Source organism: Rhizobium sp. 01L419, from assembly GCF_056400025.1.
This window is the reverse complement of record NZ_JBFTSM010000004.1, coordinates 1-17,392: the sequence shown is the minus strand read 5'-3', so window position 1 is coordinate 17,392 and position 17,392 is coordinate 1. Positions and strand designations below refer to the sequence as shown.

General features: G+C 60.0%; 15 protein-coding genes. All 15 read right to left on the bottom strand.

The window, feature by feature from the left end; all coding sequences use genetic code 11:
• Window positions 1–4: 4 nt before the first annotated feature.
• The 15 genes from AC1DUP_RS10065 to AC1DUP_RS09995 all read right to left on the bottom strand — a co-directional run bounded on the left by AC1DUP_RS10065 (window position 5) and on the right by AC1DUP_RS09995 (window position 16,963).
• Entirely contained in the window at window positions 5–1,030 is a 1,026-nt protein-coding gene (locus AC1DUP_RS10065) for an ABC transporter ATP-binding protein (protein WP_477832577.1), read from the bottom strand.
• The gene (locus AC1DUP_RS10060; RefSeq protein ID WP_113508357.1) at window positions 1,023–1,802 is read right to left on the bottom strand and encodes an ABC transporter permease; all 780 of its coding nucleotides are present in this window, start codon (window positions 1,800–1,802) and stop codon (window positions 1,023–1,025) included. Before AC1DUP_RS10060 ends, AC1DUP_RS10065 begins: the two co-directional genes overlap by 8 nt.
• The gene (locus AC1DUP_RS10055) at window positions 1,799–2,626 is read right to left on the bottom strand and encodes an ABC transporter permease (protein ID WP_113309388.1); all 828 of its coding nucleotides are present in this window, start codon (window positions 2,624–2,626) and stop codon (window positions 1,799–1,801) included. Before AC1DUP_RS10055 ends, AC1DUP_RS10060 begins: the two co-directional genes overlap by 4 nt.
• 65 nt (window positions 2,627–2,691) lie before the next feature.
• Window positions 2,692–3,714, bottom strand: a complete 1,023-nt coding sequence (locus AC1DUP_RS10050) for an ABC transporter substrate-binding protein (RefSeq protein WP_113309391.1) — start codon at window positions 3,712–3,714, stop codon at window positions 2,692–2,694.
• Window position 3,715: 1 nt separating this feature from the next.
• Complete coding sequence (locus AC1DUP_RS10045) at window positions 3,716–4,759, bottom strand: LacI family DNA-binding transcriptional regulator (protein WP_477832576.1); 1,044 nt, start codon at window positions 4,757–4,759, stop codon at window positions 3,716–3,718.
• Between the two features lie 169 nt (window positions 4,760–4,928).
• Window positions 4,929–6,362: an efflux transporter outer membrane subunit gene (locus AC1DUP_RS10040; RefSeq protein ID WP_113295444.1), complete on the bottom strand. Its 1,434-nt coding sequence runs from the start codon at window positions 6,360–6,362 to the stop codon at window positions 4,929–4,931.
• 155 nt (window positions 6,363–6,517) lie between these two features.
• Complete coding sequence (locus AC1DUP_RS10035) at window positions 6,518–9,628, bottom strand: efflux RND transporter permease subunit (protein WP_477832575.1); 3,111 nt, start codon at window positions 9,626–9,628, stop codon at window positions 6,518–6,520.
• Window positions 9,629–9,678: 50 nt separating this feature from the next.
• Complete coding sequence (locus AC1DUP_RS10030; protein ID WP_477832574.1) at window positions 9,679–10,893, bottom strand: efflux RND transporter periplasmic adaptor subunit; 1,215 nt, start codon at window positions 10,891–10,893, stop codon at window positions 9,679–9,681.
• A gap of 151 nt (window positions 10,894–11,044) precedes the next feature.
• A complete protein-coding gene (locus AC1DUP_RS10025; RefSeq protein WP_477832573.1) occupies window positions 11,045–11,647 on the bottom strand; it encodes a TetR/AcrR family transcriptional regulator in 603 nt (200 codons plus the stop codon).
• A 98-nt stretch (window positions 11,648–11,745) separates the two neighbouring features.
• Window positions 11,746–12,690 (bottom strand): phosphoribosylaminoimidazolesuccinocarboxamide synthase, encoded by a 945-nt coding sequence (locus tag AC1DUP_RS10020; protein WP_477832572.1) that lies wholly within the window; start codon window positions 12,688–12,690, stop codon window positions 11,746–11,748.
• A 77-nt stretch (window positions 12,691–12,767) separates the two neighbouring features.
• A complete protein-coding gene (locus AC1DUP_RS10015) occupies window positions 12,768–14,510 on the bottom strand; it encodes an SLC13 family permease (RefSeq protein WP_477832571.1) in 1,743 nt (580 codons plus the stop codon).
• A 108-nt stretch (window positions 14,511–14,618) separates the two neighbouring features.
• The gene (locus AC1DUP_RS10010) at window positions 14,619–15,302 is read right to left on the bottom strand and encodes a phosphoribosyltransferase (protein ID WP_477832723.1); all 684 of its coding nucleotides are present in this window, start codon (window positions 15,300–15,302) and stop codon (window positions 14,619–14,621) included.
• Window positions 15,303–15,324: 22 nt separating this feature from the next.
• On the bottom strand, window positions 15,325–16,119 hold the full coding sequence (locus tag AC1DUP_RS10005) for a pseudouridine synthase (RefSeq protein WP_477832570.1): 795 nt from the start codon (window positions 16,117–16,119) through the stop codon (window positions 15,325–15,327).
• Between the two features lie 165 nt (window positions 16,120–16,284).
• On the bottom strand, window positions 16,285–16,491 hold the full coding sequence (locus AC1DUP_RS10000) for a hypothetical protein (protein WP_113295451.1): 207 nt from the start codon (window positions 16,489–16,491) through the stop codon (window positions 16,285–16,287).
• Window positions 16,492–16,624: 133 nt separating this feature from the next.
• Entirely contained in the window at window positions 16,625–16,963 is a 339-nt protein-coding gene (locus tag AC1DUP_RS09995) for a hypothetical protein (RefSeq protein ID WP_113309419.1), read from the bottom strand.
• Window positions 16,964–17,392: the final 429 nt, after the last annotated feature.

Below are 17,392 nucleotides of genomic sequence, written 5' to 3'. Positions count from 1 at the left end.
GATCTCACCCGAAACGCTTGAGGCTTGCGGAAGCTGCAACCGGCAGGTCGAAGACGATCGTGCTGCCCAGTTCGTGTTGCGGCAGGGCGGCATCGACTTCCGCCTTAATCGGGCCAAGCGTGCTGTCCAGCAGATATTCGTGGCTGTTGCCGGCGAAAGACGTGCCACGCACGGTACCCGGGAAAGGCCCGGAACCAAGGATCACCGCGCGCGGCCGCCAGGCCAGGCCCGCTGCAGCTTCAGGCGCTGGGGCGGAAAGCGCGACCGGGCCGTTTGGCGTCGAAAGCTTTCCGTCCTTCAGCGCAAAGACATTCTCGAAGCCGACGAAATCGGCAACGAAGGAAGAGACTGGCTTGTTGTAGATCTCTTCGGGCGTGCCGATCTGCTCGATGCCGCCGTTCAGCATGACGATGATACGGTCGGCAAGGGCAAGCGCTTCCGCCTGATCGTGGGTGACGAAGATCATCGTCACGCCGGTTTCCTTCTGCACGCGCTGCAGTTCCGCGCGCATTTCCAGGCGCAGGCGGGCGTCGAGGTTGGAGAGAGGTTCGTCGAGCAGCAACACCTTCGGTTCCATGACCATGGAGCGGGCAAGCGCCACGCGCTGCTGCTGGCCGCCGGAGAGTTCGCCTGGCTTACGGGTGGCGAATTTGGCAAGGCCGACGGATTTCAGGCCGGCGTTGACCTTGGTCTCCAGATCCTGGCCGCGAAGGCCCTTCAGGCGTAGGCCGAAGGCAACGTTTTCATAGACCGTCAGATGCGGGAAAAGTGCGTAGGACTGGAAGACGAGGCCTATGGCGCGCTTGTTGGCGGAAACGCGGGTGATCTCGGCGCCATCCAGATTGATCCGGCCGGAGGCCGGGTTGAGCAGGCCGGCAATGGCGCGCATGGTCGTCGTCTTGCCGCAGCCGGAGGGGCCGAGAAGAGCTACCAGCTCACCCTTGGCGATCGACAGGTCGAGGTCCTTCACCGCGACCGTATCGCCATAGGCGAGTGTCAGCTTGTCGAGTTGAAGGTATGCATCAGACATAGCGAGAAAATCCCAGGAAGCGTTCGGCAAGGAAGACGATACCGATCGAAAGGAAGGCGAGTAGCGCGGAGAGCGCGGCAACGGAAGGGTCGTAGGTGGTCTCCATATAACCCAGCATGTCGATCGGCAGCGTGCGGACGCCGGGACCGGAGAGGAAGAGCGAGACTGGCACCTGATTGAAGCTGGTGACGAAGCCGAGGATGAAGGCAGCGAGAATGCCGCCGCGGATATTCGGCATGACGACGCGGAAGAAGGCGCCGAGCCGCGAGGAGCCGAGCAATACCGCGGCTTCCTCGATATCGGCGCGCAGGTTTCCGAGGCTCGCGGATACCACGCGTACGGCATAGGGCAGCACCAGTGCAGTATGAGCGAAGAAGAGTGCCAGCGTGATGTTGAAGCTGAAGGGCACGACCAGATACCGCAGCAGCGCCAGGCCGACAATGATACCAGGCACGATGATCGGCAGGGAGACGATGGTTCTCACCGTCTCCGACCCTGGCAGCCGGTAGCGCGACAGTGCATAGGCCGCGGGAATGCCGAGGATGAGAGCTGAGAGCGTTCCAAAGACCGCCAGAAACATCGACATGGCAAAGCTGTCGCGGAAACTGTCGATGGTGAAGACCTTGGCCACCCAGCGCAGCGACAGGCCCTGCGGCGGGAAGGCCAGCGTGTCGCCGGCCGAAAGCGAGGCAGCGATGATGATCAGGAAGGGGCCGATCAGGAAGACCAGCAACAGGAACAGCACGACCGGTGAGAAGAGGCGGATACTCATCGGCGGTTCCTTGCGGTGGCAAGGCGCTTCAGCAGAATATTGGCGGCAAAGCTCATGACGATCAGGATGAAGGCGATGACGCTCGCCGAGACGAAGTTATTGGCGACGGAGACCTGCTGGTACAGCAGCGTTTCCAGCATCAGCACCTTGGAGCCGCCCAGAATGGCGGGCGTGATATAGGCCGTCAGTGAGCCGGTAAAGACCAGCGTGCCACCGACGACAAGGCCTTCCTTGGTGAGCGGCAGGATGACCTTCCAGAAGACCTGGAACCAGTTGGCGCCGAGAACGCGGGCGGCGGGAATAGCGTCCTTCGGCATATTTTCCAATGCACTGATCAGCGACAGGATCATCAAAGGCAGGAAAAGCTGAAGCAGGCCGATGAAGACGGCGGTTTCCGTGAAGAGAAGGCGTAGTGGTTCTGCGCTCAGGCCGAGGCCGGTGATCGCTTCATTGACGATACCGGTGCGGCCGAGGATGACGATCCAGGCATAGGTACGGGCGACGGGCGAAATCATCAGCGGCAGGGTGATGAGACCGATCATGCGGCCCTTGCCCTTCGGCGGCAGATTAACGATCGCAAAAGCGGCGGCATAGCCGATGATGGCCGAAACTGCCGTCACCTCGAGGCCGAGCCGGAAGGTGCGGAAGAAGACGGTGCGGTTCAGCGTCTGAGAGAAGAAATCAACATAGGCGGCAAGCGTCCAGGCGCCGCCGCTGCGAAAGCCTTCAGAGAGCAGGATCGCGACAGGCAGCAGGAAGACCACGGCGGCGAAGATCGCTGCCGGCAGGGCAAGCGCCAGGGCTTCTGCGCGGTTCTGGAACATGAGACGCCTTTCGAGCTGAGGAAGGGTCGGTCCCGGCTGGCGCCGGGACCGATTTCAGCGACGGCTCACTGGCCGACCTTTTCATTCCATTCCTTCAGCCAGCCATTGCGGTTGTCGAGGGCGGCTGCGGAGGGGATGAGCTTCAAGCTTTTGGCGGTCTCTTCGCCGTAGGTGATATTGTTGGCGACCGCGTCGGAGACCTTGACCTCCTTGTTCGCCGGGCTGTCGATCAGCTTTTCGGCGAGCTTGGTCTGGACGTCCGTCGATAGCCAGAAATCCATGAACTGCAGGGCGAGGTCCTGGTTCTTTGAACCCTTGGTCAGCACCAGCACGTTCATGCCGCCGGTCTGGCCTTCCTTGGGCGTTGCCCATGCAACGGGAACATCGAGCTTGGTGAAGCCCGCCCAGGAGAAGCGGCCGATTGGAGCGGCCCAGATTTCTTCCTGCTGCATAAGCTGCACGAGCTGTGAGGACTTTTCATAGAAGGTGACGATCTCGTCCTTCTTTTCGCCGAGTGCTTCGATCGGCGCCTTGAGGTCCGGCGTGTCCTTGCCGAGCGCGAGGCCGAGCATATAGAGCGCCGGCGGGCCTTGGTTGGTCGTGACGTTCGGGAAGGCGACGTGGCCGACATATTCAGGCTTCAAGAGATCGGCCCAGGACTCGATCTTCATCTTGTCGGAGCGATAGGCGATCGAGGTGGCGTAGAAGGTGTAGCCGACGCTCATGCCATCGGCGTTCGGATCCTTGGCGATATCGTAGAGCTTGGACAAATTTTCGAGTTTGGACGTATCGAGCTTGTCGATCAGGCCGGCGCGGGAAGCGGCGAGCCCATCAGCCATGGAGACGGCTGCAAGATCGATGACCGGATTGGCCTTGTTGGCTTCCATCTTGGCGAGGCGCTCGACGCTGTTGCCGGTCTCGACAATAAGCTTGCAGCCGCATTTGGCCTCGAAGGGATCGTAGACGATCGTCTTGAAGTCATCCTGTGCGAAAGCATAGACGGAAACGGTCAGCGTCCGTTCCTGAGCTGCGGCGCCGAAGGGGGAAAGTGCGGCCAGCGCCATCGATGCAATGAGGGTTTTCTTCATTCTACATGTTCTCCATCTCTGAGATTTTTGGTGCCGGGTTCGCGCGCCCGGATGAGTGGCGGATGATGAGCTGCATGGGTACGCGTTCGGTCTTCGCCGTGACCAGCACGCCCTCCTGAGTGCCGCTTTCGTTTATTCTGTCGATAAGCGCGGAGACGGCGATATCGGCAATCGTATCCATGTCCATCCTCACCGTCGTTAGCGACGGCGTGACGACGGGCGACCAGATGAGATCATCGAAGCCGGTGACACTGACATCGCCGGGCACGCTGATCCCCTCTTGCTGAAGTTCGGTCAGTGCGCGCAGAGCCTGCAGGTCGGAAAGGGCTGCAAAGGCGGTGAAGCCCTGACCCGCCTTTTCCGCAAGGCCCAGCCGGCAGCCGGCGCCCGTCTCGGTTTCCAACCGCTCGATCCAGAGCGTTTCGGAGCGCATGCCGGGCGCCAGGCCGGCCCTGATGCCGCCGGCTCGGTCATTCTGGACATTGGATTCGTGATTGTTGCCGATGATCAGGATCTGCTTGTGGCCGAGGCCGGCGAGATGGGTGGCGATTTCCCTGCCGCCCTGCCAATGGTCGGCAGCGACCGTATTGCCGGGCGTGGAGGCTGTGTCGATAACCGCAACCGGGCAGCTTGCGGCGGAAATACGGGTGGCGCGGCGAGGCACGACCACCATGCCGTCGACGCCGCGTTCCACCAGCCGGTTGATCGCCTCGGTCTGCGCCGTGATATCGCCGCGAGAGTCGGCGATCAGCACTCCGTAGCCGGCGGCGGATGCGGCAGATTCGATGGCCTGGGCAATTTTTGGGAAGAGGGGATTGGCGATATCAGGCAGGACAAGACCGAGCACGCCGCTGCGGCCCGTACGCAGCGCCCGCCCGGCCTGGCTCGGCACATAGCCGAGTTCGGCGGCATGCGAGCGAATTCTTTCGATCAGAGCGTCGGAAACCCGGCCCTTGCCGGAGAGCGCATTCGAGACCGTGGCAACAGAGACGCCGAGCGACGTCGCTATCCTGCTGAGGTTGGGTCCCGAGCGTTGTGAAGCCATTGTTTTGAAGTTCTGCGCTTAATCGTTTAATCAATTGCATAGCGTAGCGATTGCGGCTTGTCGAATCCAAATTCCTCCAATGTGTATATTATCTGTCGCGGCAGATATTCACGCAAAGAAAAAGCCCCGCGGAAACCGCGGGGCTTCGGAACAATACTATGCGAGGAGTTTAGGTGCCCTTGGTAACCTTGACCGGTCCCGAACCGGTGGTCTTGCCGCCCGGAGCGAAGCCGCCACCGGTTGCGATGTTGAGCGCAGCGTAATCCTTCGCCATCTGCTGAACAGCGGCGGCAAGGCTTGCTTGAGCGAGAGAGACCTGACGCTGGGCGTCGAGAACGTCGAGCAGCGAAGAAGCGCCGTCCTTGTAGGATGCCGTCGAAAGCTCGAGGGTTTCCTGCGTCGTCCTGACCTGAGCGCGCAAGGCGTCAACGGTCTGGGCGTCACGGCGAACGGCCGAAAGGGCATCCTCGACCTGCTGGATTGCCGTCAGGACGGTCTGTTTCCAGGCGAGGTAGGATGCGACTGCGTCAGACTTGGAAACGTCGACATTGGCGCGCAGGCGGCCACCGTCGAGGATCGGCAGGTTCAGGGTCGGGCCGAAGGACCATGCCGACAGGCCGCCATGTATGCCGCGCTGGTTAATGTAGCTCGGCGAGATCGAACCTGAGAGCGAGATCGACGGGTAGAGCTGAGCCTCTGCGACACCGATCTGGGCAGTAGCGGCGGCGAGGTTGCGCTCGGCCTGGCGAATATCTGGACGGTTGCGGATCAGGTCGGCCGGAATGCCGGAATTGATGCCGCCGCGGAAAGTCGGCTGGCCGGAGCCACGCAACAGTTCATCAACCATCGAACCGGCCGGCTGGCCGAGGAGGGTGGCGATATGATGGGCCGAAACGCGGATGTTGGTTTCGAGGCCGGGGATTTCTGCGAGGGTCGACTGGACAAGACCCTCAGCCTGCACGACGTCGAGGCGGGATGCCGCGCCTGCATCAAGCTGGAACTTGGTGAGGTCGTAGGTTTCCTGACGGGACTTCAGGTTGGCCTTCGAAAGCGCCAGACGCTGCTGGAAGAAGCGCAGATCAATGTAGGTCGAGACAAGGTCCTGGATGTAGGACAGCTTGGCGATGTCGGCACCCGCGTAAGCGGAATCAAGAGAGGCGAGCGCGCTTTCCTTGCTGCGCTTGTAGAGTCCGAACAGATCGAGCAGCCAGGACAGGGAAAGCTGTCCGGCGCTGGTGTTGCGGGTGTCGAATTGGGTACGGAGTTCGCCCCCCTGGCCACTGATGGTGTGGGAAGCACCGACATCGAGGGCGGGCAAGGCGCCGGCGCCGGCGATGGTGACGTTGGCGGATGCGGAATTGATACGCTCGATCGCTTGTTGAATCGTCAGGTTCTGGCTAAGGCCGGTCTGGACAAGGCTGTCGAGCTTGCGGTCGTTATAGGCGGTCCACCAAGCCGTGGTAGCGACATCGCCGATGTTCTTTTTGCCACCTTCACTGAATTTTCCAGGAAGCGCCATTTCAGGAGGTACGTGATCAGGGCCTACTACGCAGCCCGATAGCAATAACAATAACGCCGGTGTGGCATAACGAAGGGGTACCATGCATTTCATCCTGTAACTCGAGCAAGTCAATTCTTGTCCCGAAGCGTCATGCTTCACTATCGGCTAACGCGCCTCGTTCCATACGCAAAACATCATGCCGAAGCAGTCCGTGCGCAATGTAGCAATCTGAAAAGCTTTCTCACAGTGCATTTATATCACACTCCCGCCTCATTTTTTTGCCGTGTGGCAAAGATGCGGCGGATGACGACGAAGAAGCTCGGCACGAAGAAAATGCCCAACATCGTCGCAGCGAGCATCCCGCCGAGCACGCCGATGCCGATCGCGTTCTGGGCGGCGGAACCCGCGCCTGTTGCGATCGCCAGCGGCACGACGCCGAGGATGAATGCCAGAGAAGTCATGATGATGGGACGCAGGCGCAGCCTGGCTGCTTCCAGCGTCGCCTCGAAGAGGCCCAGCCCTGTCTCCATCCGGTCCTTGGCGAATTCCACGATCAGGATCGCGTTCTTCGCCGCAAGGCCGATGGTCGTGAGCAAGCCCACCTTGAAATAGACGTCGTTCGCCTGCCCGAAGAGCGTTGCCGCGACGAGCGCCCCGAGCACGCCGACCGGCACAGCCATGATGACCGAGAAGGGGATCGACCAGCTTTCGTAAAGCGCAGCCAGGCAGAGGAAGACGACGAGAACCGAGATCGCGTAGAGCATCGGCGCCTGCGAACCCGAGAGGCGCTCCTGATAGGAAATGCCCTGCCAGGCGACCGTATAGCCGCCGCCGAGCTGTTCGGTCAGGGCTTCCATCTCATTCATGGCTTCACCCGAGGAGACGCCTGGCGCCGCGCCGCCATCAAGCGGAATGGCGCTGACGGCGTTGAAGCGGGCAAGAGACGGCGCGCCGTCGACCCACTGGGTGGTGGTGAAGGCGGAGAATGGCACCATTTCGCCGGCGTTGTTGCGGGCATACCAGTGGTTCAGATCGGTCGGCTGCATGCGGAAGGGCGCGTCGCCCTGCACGTAGACCGGTTTGATCTCGCCGTTCAGCGTAAAGTCGTTGACGTCGCGGCCGGTGAAGATGATCGACAGCATTGAGTTGACCGAGGCGAGGTCGACACCCATGGCGCCGATCTTCTCCTGATCGATCAGGATCTTCATCTGCGGCTCGACTTCCTTGTTATTCGAACGCAACGCCACGACCTTGCCGGTGGCACCAGCCATCTGGATCAGCCGCTTGGAAGCGGCCGTCAGGGCCTGATTGCCGTGGCCGCCGGTATCCACCAGATACATGGAGAAGCCGCTCGACACGCCGAGGCCCTGGATTGCGGGCGGCAGCAGCGCAAAGACCTGCGCCTCGCGGATCGCAAAGAAGCTCTTGAGAGCTCGGTTGACCACCGACTGCGCGCTGAGGTTGGGATCGGTGCGCAGCGAGAAGTCCTTGAGCTTGGTGAAGACGATGGCGCTGTTCTGGCCGGAACCGTTGAAGCCGAAGCCGAGTGCGCCGAAGACGGATTCCACTGCATCCTTCTCGTTTTCACGGAAGTATTTTTCGACCTTTTCAACGACGGCCTGCGTCTGCTGCGTGGTGGAGCCCGGCGGCGTGGTGACGATGGTCAGGAGCACGCCCTGGTCTTCCTGCGGCAGGAACGAGCTCGGCAGACGGGTGAAGAGATAGGCGCAGCCGACGCCGACCAGCAGGAACACCAGCATGACACGGACCGGCCGCTTCAACAGGTAGCCGATGGTGCGAACATAGCCGTTGGTCGAGCGGGTGAAGTTGCGGTTGAACCAGTCGCCGATGCGATGCTTCTTGTGCTCGTTGACCGGCTTCAGCATCGTAGCGCAGAGCGCAGGTGTCAGCACGATGGCGACAAGCGCAGAGAGCAGCATGGCCGAAACGATGGTGATGGAGAACTGGCGATAGATGATGCCGGTCGAACCGCCGAAGAAGGCCATGGGGATGAAGACGGCGGTCAGCACGAGAGCGATGCCGACGATGGCCCCGGTGATTTCCCCCATCGATTTCTCGGTGGCCTCCAGAGGCGAAAGCTTCTCCTCCGACATGATGCGCTCGACGTTTTCCACGACGACGATGGCATCGTCGACGAGAAGGCCGATCGCCAGCACCATGGCGAACATGGTCAGCGTATTGATTGAATAGCCTGTGACCGCGAGGACGCCGAACGTGCCCAGAAGCACGACGGGAACGGCGATGGTCGGGATCAATGTTGCGCGCAAGTTCTGCAGGAAGATCAGCAGGACCACGAAGACGAGCACGATCGCCTCGATCAGCGTATGCACGACCTTCTCAATCGACAGCTCGACAAATGGGGTTGTGTCGTAGGGATAGGTGATCTCGACGCCTTCCGGGAGGCCGCGGCCGATCGTTTCGAGCGCAGTACGGACACGGGCGGCAGTATCGATGGCGTTCGCGCCGATCGCGAGATTGATGGCGAAACCTGATGACGGCAGGCCATTATATCGCGAGCTGCCACCGTAGCTTTCCTGACCGATCTCGACGCGGGCGACATCGCTGAGGCGGACGGTCGAACCGTCTTTTTCGACCTTCAGGATGATGTGTTCGAAATCAGCAACCGTGGTGAGCTGGCTCTGCGCAGTGATGGTGACGTTGATCTGCTGGCCCGGAACGGCCGGCTGAGCGCCGAGCGAGCCGACGGAGACCTGGGTGTTCTGTGCTTGGATGGCCGAGGTCACATCGCCGGGGGTGAGCTGGTATTTCTGCAGCTTGAACGGATCCAGCCAGACACGCATCGCGTAGCCGGAGCCAAACACATTGATGCTGCCTACGCCTTCCAGACGCTGGATCTGGTCTTCGATCGAGGTCGACATGATGTTGCCGAGGTCGACGGAGGTGCGCTTGCCGTCCGTCGAGACCAGCGAGCCGACGAGAAGAATGCTCGAGGTGGAACGCGTGACGCTGATACCGGCATCGATGACGTCGCCAGGCAGTTGCGACTGGACGAGCTGCAACTTGTTTTGCACCTGCACCTGCGCAATGTCAGGATCGATGCTGGTACCGAATGTCAGCGAAATGCTAGCTGAACCTGTCGATGAGGTCGAGGTCATGTAGGTGAGGTCATCGAGGCCGGTCATGCCGTCTTCGATAAGGGTGGTCACCGATTTTTCGACCGTCTCGGCGCTCGCGCCGCGATAGCTGGCGTTGATGCGGACCGTGGTCGGCGCAATGTCGGGATATTGCGAGATCGACAGCGTGAAGATGGCGAGCAGACCGCCGAGCATGATGGTGATCGCAATGACCCAGGCGAAGATCGGTCGTCGGATGAAAAACTTGGCCATCGGTTATTCCTGTACGGCTGGGACGGTGACGATACGAAAGCGCCTGCGCATTACTTTGCTGCGGGCTTCTGTTCGCCTCCGGCCACAGGCTGATCGGCAGGGATAACCACGCCGTTATCGTTGATCTTCATTGGAACCGGCTTTACTGGCATGCCTGATACAATCGACTGCAGGCCGCTGATGATCAGCTGATCGCCGTCCTTCACGCCTTGCGTCACCAGCCAGGAATTGTTGGAGGGTGTGGCATTTTCGAAGACCCGGGTCTCGACCTTGCCCTCGGTGGAAATGAACTGTGCGGTCAGGCGGCCGTTGGCATCGCGGGTTGTTGCAAGCTGCGGCAGGGAATATCCGGCTTCAGCACCGAGTTCGACCGTGGCGCGTACATACATGCCCGGCAGGACGACGCGGTTCGGATTTGGGAAAACCACGCGAATGATGAAGGTGCCGGTCGTTTCGCTGACGACCTGCTTCGACATGTCGAGCTTGCCCTTCTGATTATATTCCCGGCCGTCTTCGAGGATCAGGCGGAAGGCGACATTGTTGTCCTCACCCTTGACCTCGCCGGCAGCGATTGCATCGCGCAGCTTCAAAAGGTTGGTGCTCGATTCCGTCAGCGAAATATAGATCGGATCGAGCTGGCGGATGGTGGTCAGCGCGGTCGACTGATTGGCCGCGACGAGGTTCCCGACATTATAGGCGGTCTGGTCGATAATGCCGTCGAAGGGCGCGATGATCTTTGTGTGGTCAAGGTCGATCTGCGCTGATGTCAGCGCGGCCTTGGCCGCTTCGACTTCGGCATTTGCCTGGGCAAGCGCCGTGCGGGCGGTTTCGAACTCGATCTGCGTCGCGCCGCTGCCGACCAGCCGCTGATAGCGGTCGAAATTGCTCTGGGCGCTCGGCACGCTCGCCTGAGCCTTGGAGATGGTCGCCTGGGCCTGTTCGACAGCGGCGCGATAGGCGGCATCGTCGATCTGGTAGAGCAGGTCGCCCTTCTTGACCTCGCCGCCTTCCTTGAAGGCGATCTCGCGGATGATGCCGTTCACTTGCGGGCGGATATCGGCTACCTGGAAGGCTTCGGCGCGGCCAGGCAGGATCGTGGTGATCGGATAGGTGTCCTTTTTCAGCGTGACCACACCAACCGGAGCGGCCTGCTGGGCTGCACCCCCGCCTGCATTGCCTGCGGGCTTGCTGCCGCTCTCGTTGCAGGCGACGAGGCCCATAACGAGCATGAGGGCCGAGGAGACGATGAGGGCACGCCAGATCATGCTGAATTTCCTGTGCGGTGGCAGTAGCGGTTCAATCGCCGGCCCCTATGAGGCGCCGCTCTATATAAGAGTGATGATTGATCCGGAAACAGATGCCGTTATCCGATATTAAGAAAAGCTTTACGAAGTGACGTAATTCAGCAATCGTCACTTAGCAAGGGTTATTTTGCAGTGCGGCATCCACGAAACACACGATTTTTTCCGCACGGTAGACAAGCGTGTTTTTGTCGTCCTTGGCGATGAGAATAGGGTGCAGAACGCAGGCCAGAACGTCTGCGACGGTTCGGGCCGCCGCGTCTGTATTGTCGCAATGGTAGCTGCCTTCGGCCACACCTTCACGGATGATCTCGCCGAGTTTCTGTTCTATCCGTTGGCGATAGCGATGACCGGCGTCGAGCTTGGCATCGATCGTAGAGATCACCATTTCGAAGATGTAGGGKTTCTGCTGTATATCCTGCAGATGGCTGTCGAGCAGGCGCAGGACGAAGCTCAGCAATTGCTCCTTCGGCGGCAGGCTGGTGTCGACGGCGGCAAAGCGCTCCGTGGCATTGCCGAGATGGCGCTCGGCGATCGCATCGACAAGCACCGCCTTTGATTGAAAATGCTTGAAAACATTGGCCGGCGACATGTGTAGCGACGAGGCGATGTCGGCGATGGAAACCGCGACGAAGCCGCGCTGGCGAAACAGCGTTTCCGCCGTCGAGAGGATATCCTCCCGAGTTTCTTCGGCCTTGCGTCTGGGCCTGCGTGCCATCTGTCCCCCGCCGGGCTTGGCCCGGCACCCCTTTTTTCCAATGCTAGCGCGATTGGTTGAAAGGCTGCAAGCAGGCTTGCAGCTTTGTCTTTAACGGTTCAGGAAAAATAGGGCGCGAGATTTACCCGCACACGCGCCGCCGGCGTTTCACCACGATCGTCGGGCAGGAAGCGTTCGCCGGTGATCCATTCATAGGCTTTGATGTAGACCGCCGAGGTCTGCTTGATCAGCTCGACCGGAATTTCCGGAATTTCATCCTTATAGGGGTCGCAGCGCTCGACCACCCAGGCGCGTACGAAGTCCTTGTCGAAGCTTTCCGGCCGCTTGCCCGCTTCGAAGGCAGCGGGATAGGTTTCTGCCACCCAGTAGCGGCTGCTGTCGGGCGTATGAATCTCGTCGGCGAGAATGATGTTGCCATTCTCGTCCGTGCCGAATTCATATTTGGTGTCGACAAGGATCAGGCCGCGTTTTGCGGCCATGTCCTGGCCGCGGGCGAAAAGCGCCAGCGCATATTTGGAAAGCGTTTCCCACTGCTCTTTCGTCAGCAGCCCACGGCTGACGATTTCGGCCGGCGTCAGCGGTTCGTCGTGGCCGCCGTCGAATTCCTTGCTGGTCGGCGTGATGACCGGCTCGGGAAGAACCTGGTTGTCGTGCATGCCGTCGGGTAGACGCATGCCGTACATCTCACGCTCGCCCTTTTTGTAAAGCGTCAGGATTGAGGTGCCGGTCGTGCCGGCGAGATAGCCGCGTACGACGATCTCGACAGGAAGAATATCGAGCCGCTTGCCGATGACGACGTTCGGATCGGGATAGTCGAGAACGTGATTGGGGCAAATGTCCTTCGTTGCCTCGAACCAGTAGCGGGCCGTCTGCGTCAGCACCTGTCCCTTGTAGGGAATGCAGGTCAGGATGCGGTCGAAGGCGCTCAGCCGGTCGGTGCTGATGATAATGCGCCGGCCATCCGGAAGATCGTAATTCTCGCGCACCTTGCCACGGTAGTAGTTCGGCAATTCCGGGAAATGGGCTTCGGAGAGAATGCGCACGGTGCTCGGCTGTCCTTCTATCGGCTTAAACTGTCCCTGCTCTAGTTTCATTGCGGGGGAAGTCAAGCAAAGGCTCATCAAAGCCAGAAGAGGGTGATGAGAATGAGCGTAACTATATAGCCGGCGAGTGTCAGCGGCCAGCCGGCGCGCAGGAAATCGCCAAAGCGGTAGCTGCCGATGCTCATCGACAGCGTATTGTTGTGATGGCCGAAGGGTGTGAGGAAGTCCTGCGAGGCACCGGCGGCCACCGCAATCAGATAGGCCTGTGGCGGCTGCTGGCCGGCTCTCGCAAATTCCAGCGCGATCGGCGCGAGCACGATCGCGACCGTGGCATTGTTGACGAAGGGTGTCAGCGCCATGGCCAGAAACAGAACGAGTGCGATGCCCCACAGCGGATGGCTGATCGGGAAGGCTAGGCTCAGCCACGCTGCGATGGTCTCGGCCATGCCCGTTGTGGCGACAGCCTGACCGATCGGGATCATTGCCGCGAGCATGATGATGATTGGCCAATTGAGGTCCGCCATTGCATGACGAATGTTGAGATAGCCGGGCAGCGCGAGCGCCAGCACCACGAAGGCAAGAGCAATATCGGGGCGTAGGCCGAAGGCGGAAGCGACAACGCCGCAGGCAAAGATTGCAAAAGGCTGCCATGAAGCCGGCGATCCGGGGAAGGGCGCTGCGGAAGCAAGGGGCAGACATTCACACTCTTCCAGCGCCTCAGCTATCGCCGCTTTCGGGCCCTCCAGCACCAATATGTCGCCGATGGAAAGCTGGAGATCCGCAAAACGTCCTTCGATACGGGGAGAACGCATCGACAGTGCTGAAACGGTGACGCCGCGAGTACGGAAGACTTCCAGCGAGGCGATGCGCGAGCCGACGACCGTGCTTTCCGGCATGACGACGGCTTCGATGCTGGCGAAATCCGGCTGCAGCCCATGCGGATGGGCGTTTGGCGCCAGCGTTTGCGAGGCGGCCAGATCCGCGAAGACCGAATCCGCGCCCTGCGCCAACAGAATATCGCCCGGCTGAATGACCGATTGTTCGAGCGGGCCAAAGACGAAAGCCCTATCGCGGATCAGGGCATGCGGCTGGATGCCGAAACGCTCTGGACATTGGGCAAGTGTTACGCCGACGAGCGGCGAATGTTCGGGAATGCTGCGCTCTACGACGATGCGGCGGGCCGGCGGAGTTGGCACTTCCGCGACCTCGTCCGGCTCCGAAAACAACCGCCGCACGATCAGCGCGATCAGCAGAATGCCTGTTACGGCGACCGGAAGCCCGACATAAGCAAAGTCGAAGAAGCGGAAACCTTTGCCTGTGGTTTTCTCAAGCGCATCGCTGACGAGAAGATTGGCGGGCGTGCCGATCAATGAGACGAGACCGCCGAGAAGAGCGGCGAAGGATATTGGCATCACGAGCTGCCGGCGCGGAATGCTCATGAGCGTGTTCAGCCGCAGCGCCAGCGGTAGGGTAATTGCGAAGGCGCCGATATTGTTCATGAAGATCGAGATGAAGCCGGTCAGGGCGGAGACGCCTGCTATGACCCGGAAATGCGAAAGGCCCGATGCCACAAAGCGCTCAGCGAGGCTGTCAAAGAGTTTGGTGCGCGCCAGAACCTGGACGACCATCAGGATTTCCACGACAGTGATGACCACCGGGCTTGCGAAGCCGGCAAAGATCCCGTCGGCAGGATAAAGGCCCAGCACATAACCCGCAAGTAATCCGCCGATCGCGACAACTTCTATGCGCAGGCGATCGAGGGAGAACAAGAAGAGCATCGCCACCAGCAGGATCAGGAGGGCTGCTTGCTCAAGCGTCATCGGCGGTTCCTGTCTTCGATCACACGCCGAATGTAGCTTTTCGTTCGGTGCTGTATAGCCCGCTCAGACGAAAGAATGATCGGTCCTGACATCTGATCTTGCTGCTGGTCAGGCCGGTCTGCGCCATTTTCCTTCGGCTGTCCGCTCTAGGACGGGCGTGGCAAAAACGCCTTTCGTGCGTGCCTGCCATTTGGGGCCTGCGGCATCGAGTTTGGCGGGCCAGCGGTCCGATTGCAGCATTGCCGCGCCAATGACGACGGGTTCTATGCCGCAGCTTGCGAGAAGATCGAGACCTGCGACGATCGAGGTTCCGCTCGATATGACGTCGTCGATCAGCGCGACGCGGCGGCCTTCCAGAAGAGGCAGCATGCGCGGATCGACATAGAGCCGTTTCTGTTGCTCCGGTGTGGTAATCGATGAGAGGGCGACCGACAATTCGTCGCGATACCAGAATTTGCGGGAGGTGCCGAGCGGCACATACCGGTCGTGTCCGAGCTTCTGGGCAACTGCTGCGGCAAGGGTCAGACCGAGTGTCGGCAGACCGGCGACCACGTCGATAGCGAAGGGCTCTATTTTTGCGGCTAGGTCTTCGGCGAGTGCATCCAGCACTGTGAAGCTTGCCTGATTGATGATCAGCGAGGCCAACCCATGTTCGCCGTCCGAGAGTACGCGGATCGGCAGCCGCAACTGCCTGCCATCCTCGAGTTCCGCCACGAAGAAGGACGTGAAGTCACCGACCGTTTCAAAACTGCCGGGCGGATGGATACCCTGCCAGAAATCATGCGGCTTCATCTCGTTCATTCCCGATCCCTTATTATTTTGCCGGTGCGATCTTCCGGCGAAGATCCTTCAGTTCGGTCTCGGTCAGCGCCCTAACAGATCCCTTTGGCAAGTCGCCAAGCTCCAGCCCACCGATCGCCACACGCATGAGCCGCAGGCAAGCGATATCAAGTGCTTCCAGCATCCGGCGGATCTGCCGGTTGCGGCCTTCCTGCAGTTCTACTTCGATCCAGGAATTGCGGTCGCCTTCACGCAGCTTTCGGGCAGCTGTGGCGCGCAGCAGTTCACCTTCATGCCGAAGACCCGATGTCATGGCCGCCAGCATGTCATCGTCAGCGATCCGGTCGATCTGGACGTGATAGGATTTCGAGACGTGAGTGATTGGGTCGAGCAGCGCCTGGGCGAATTCCGTATCGTTGGTGAAGAGCAGCAACCCCTCGCTCGCCTTGTCGAGCCGGCCGACAGGCGAGAGGTGTGGGACATCAAACTCGGTCAGGCAGTCATAGACCGTCGGGCGACCTTCCGGATCATGGCGGGTGGTCACAAGGCCGCGCGGCTTGTTCAGCATCAGGTAGATCCTGGCCTCGGCGGCGATCTGCTTGCCATCGACCTTAATGAGGGCGGTCGAAAGATCGACCCATGCCGAGGGATCGGTGACGATGCGATTGCCGACCTCGACGCGGCCCTCTGAAATCAGGCGTTCGGCCTGCGTGCGGGAACAATAGCCAAGCTTGGAGAGCGCGCGCGGGAGCGTAACCCGCTTGCCGGCCGGTTCGGCCTCGGGTCTGTTGGGTTCGCGTGTTTTTTGCGGTGATCGCCGGTCTTTCACTTCGCCATCCCTGATGCGATTGCGAAAGCCGTTCTTTGCATGAACGACGTATGGATGCCAGCAATGGGGCTCGAAATTCTGGGGAGTAGGGGATCTCGGATGCCGAAAGGAACTATCAACGCTTCAGGAAAAGCGCAGTAGGGGAAGAAGAGCTTTTCTACTGCCTCAGGGGCAGGCCATGAAGCCGGCGAGTTCCTGCCGGTTCACCACGATGCCGGCAGCAGCCTTGGCCGGATCCGGATGTGTGTAGGACAGGCTCGGCATTTCGGGGAGATCTAGCGCCTGGCGCATGTTCATGATGCCGACTGCAAGGCGCCCATCGCCGCCGTCGACGCTGACTTCAACGATCAGCTTCTCTCTCTTGTTTTCCATGATGTCCTCCCTTCATTTTTATGTTCCCACTGCTCGCATTAAAAATTGGTTTTTCTAAGACATAAGTGTTTACGCATCCTGCAAAAATTGGATTTGCAGGATGCGCAAAAATGTAGCGATGGAGGTTGGTGGTTCAACGCCACCAGTGGCGCTGTTCGGGTTGTGAGGCGCTCGACAGCATATAGCCCGCCAGGAAGCCGATCGCTCCAGCAACCAGAAGTGCCGTCGTGGTCGCTGCCGGATGTTCGCGGGCCGTGCCGGCGACTGCCGCACCTTCTGCCCGGATTTGGGCGACTGCGCTCTTGGCACGGGGAAGCGCGTCTTCATAAGCCTTGCCTGCGCGGTCGCGCACTTCGTAATAGGCTTCGGCGCCCTGAGCGGAAATCATCTTCTGTAGGCGGGACACCTCCTGCTGCAAGGCGGCGATGTCCTTGCTGACGGATGTTCTGAGATCATCGGTACTGGCGGCCATGTCTGTCTCCTTTCCTTCAATGGGGAGGGAAACACGGAAATGCGCGTTAGGTTCCGAGCCTTTCACGACAATCCTTTATGACGGTCGTTTGACATGGGCGGACGAGCGGCCATTTATTCGGTGTTAACCATAAAACTGGCCAAGGCACTGTTTTTTCGTGGCCTTTCCGCATTTTTGGGAGGGGTTCAGGATGATTTTTTATCGTTCAGTAAAAGATTGTTCGAGAATTTTGTCGCAAAGTGGATCTGTGGATAACTTTCTGCCAGAAAATCCCCTKTCGAATCAACCTGTTACAAAAATGTCAAAAAAGTTGGTTGGGATGTGTTGACTGTTTCGAGGGTGTGGGATTATAAGCCCACTCACTGAACGAGGGCGGCGGCGCTGCTGGCGACGAAGTCTTTCGTTCTAAAGAAATCAAGCGAATTGGCG

Bases quoted from the DNA above. Each gene is read 5' to 3' on its own strand.
- AC1DUP_RS10065 (WP_477832577.1), bottom strand. From the start codon at position 1,030: ATGTCTGATGCATACCTTCAACTCGACAAGCTGACACTCGCCTATGGC.
- AC1DUP_RS10060 (WP_113508357.1), bottom strand. From the start codon at position 1,802: ATGAGTATCCGCCTCTTCTCACCGGTCGTGCTGTTCCTGTTGCTGGTC.
- AC1DUP_RS10055 (WP_113309388.1), bottom strand. From the start codon at position 2,626: ATGTTCCAGAACCGCGCAGAAGCCCTGGCGCTTGCCCTGCCGGCAGCG.
- AC1DUP_RS10050 (WP_113309391.1), bottom strand. From the start codon at position 3,714: ATGAAGAAAACCCTCATTGCATCGATGGCGCTGGCCGCACTTTCCCCC.
- AC1DUP_RS10045 (WP_477832576.1), bottom strand. From the start codon at position 4,759: ATGGCTTCACAACGCTCGGGACCCAACCTCAGCAGGATAGCGACGTCG.
- AC1DUP_RS10040 (WP_113295444.1), bottom strand. From the start codon at position 6,362: ATGGTACCCCTTCGTTATGCCACACCGGCGTTATTGTTATTGCTATCG.
- AC1DUP_RS10035 (WP_477832575.1), bottom strand. From the start codon at position 9,628: ATGGCCAAGTTTTTCATCCGACGACCGATCTTCGCCTGGGTCATTGCG.
- AC1DUP_RS10030 (WP_477832574.1), bottom strand. From the start codon at position 10,893: ATGATCTGGCGTGCCCTCATCGTCTCCTCGGCCCTCATGCTCGTTATG.
- AC1DUP_RS10015 (WP_477832571.1), bottom strand. From the start codon at position 14,510: ATGACGCTTGAGCAAGCAGCCCTCCTGATCCTGCTGGTGGCGATGCTC.
- AC1DUP_RS10010 (WP_477832723.1), bottom strand. From the start codon at position 15,302: ATGAAGCCGCATGATTTCTGGCAGGGTATCCATCCGCCCGGCAGTTTT.
- AC1DUP_RS10000 (WP_113295451.1), bottom strand. From the start codon at position 16,491: ATGGAAAACAAGAGAGAGAAGCTGATCGTTGAAGTCAGCGTCGACGGC.
- AC1DUP_RS09995 (WP_113309419.1), bottom strand. From the start codon at position 16,963: ATGGCCGCCAGTACCGATGATCTCAGAACATCCGTCAGCAAGGACATC.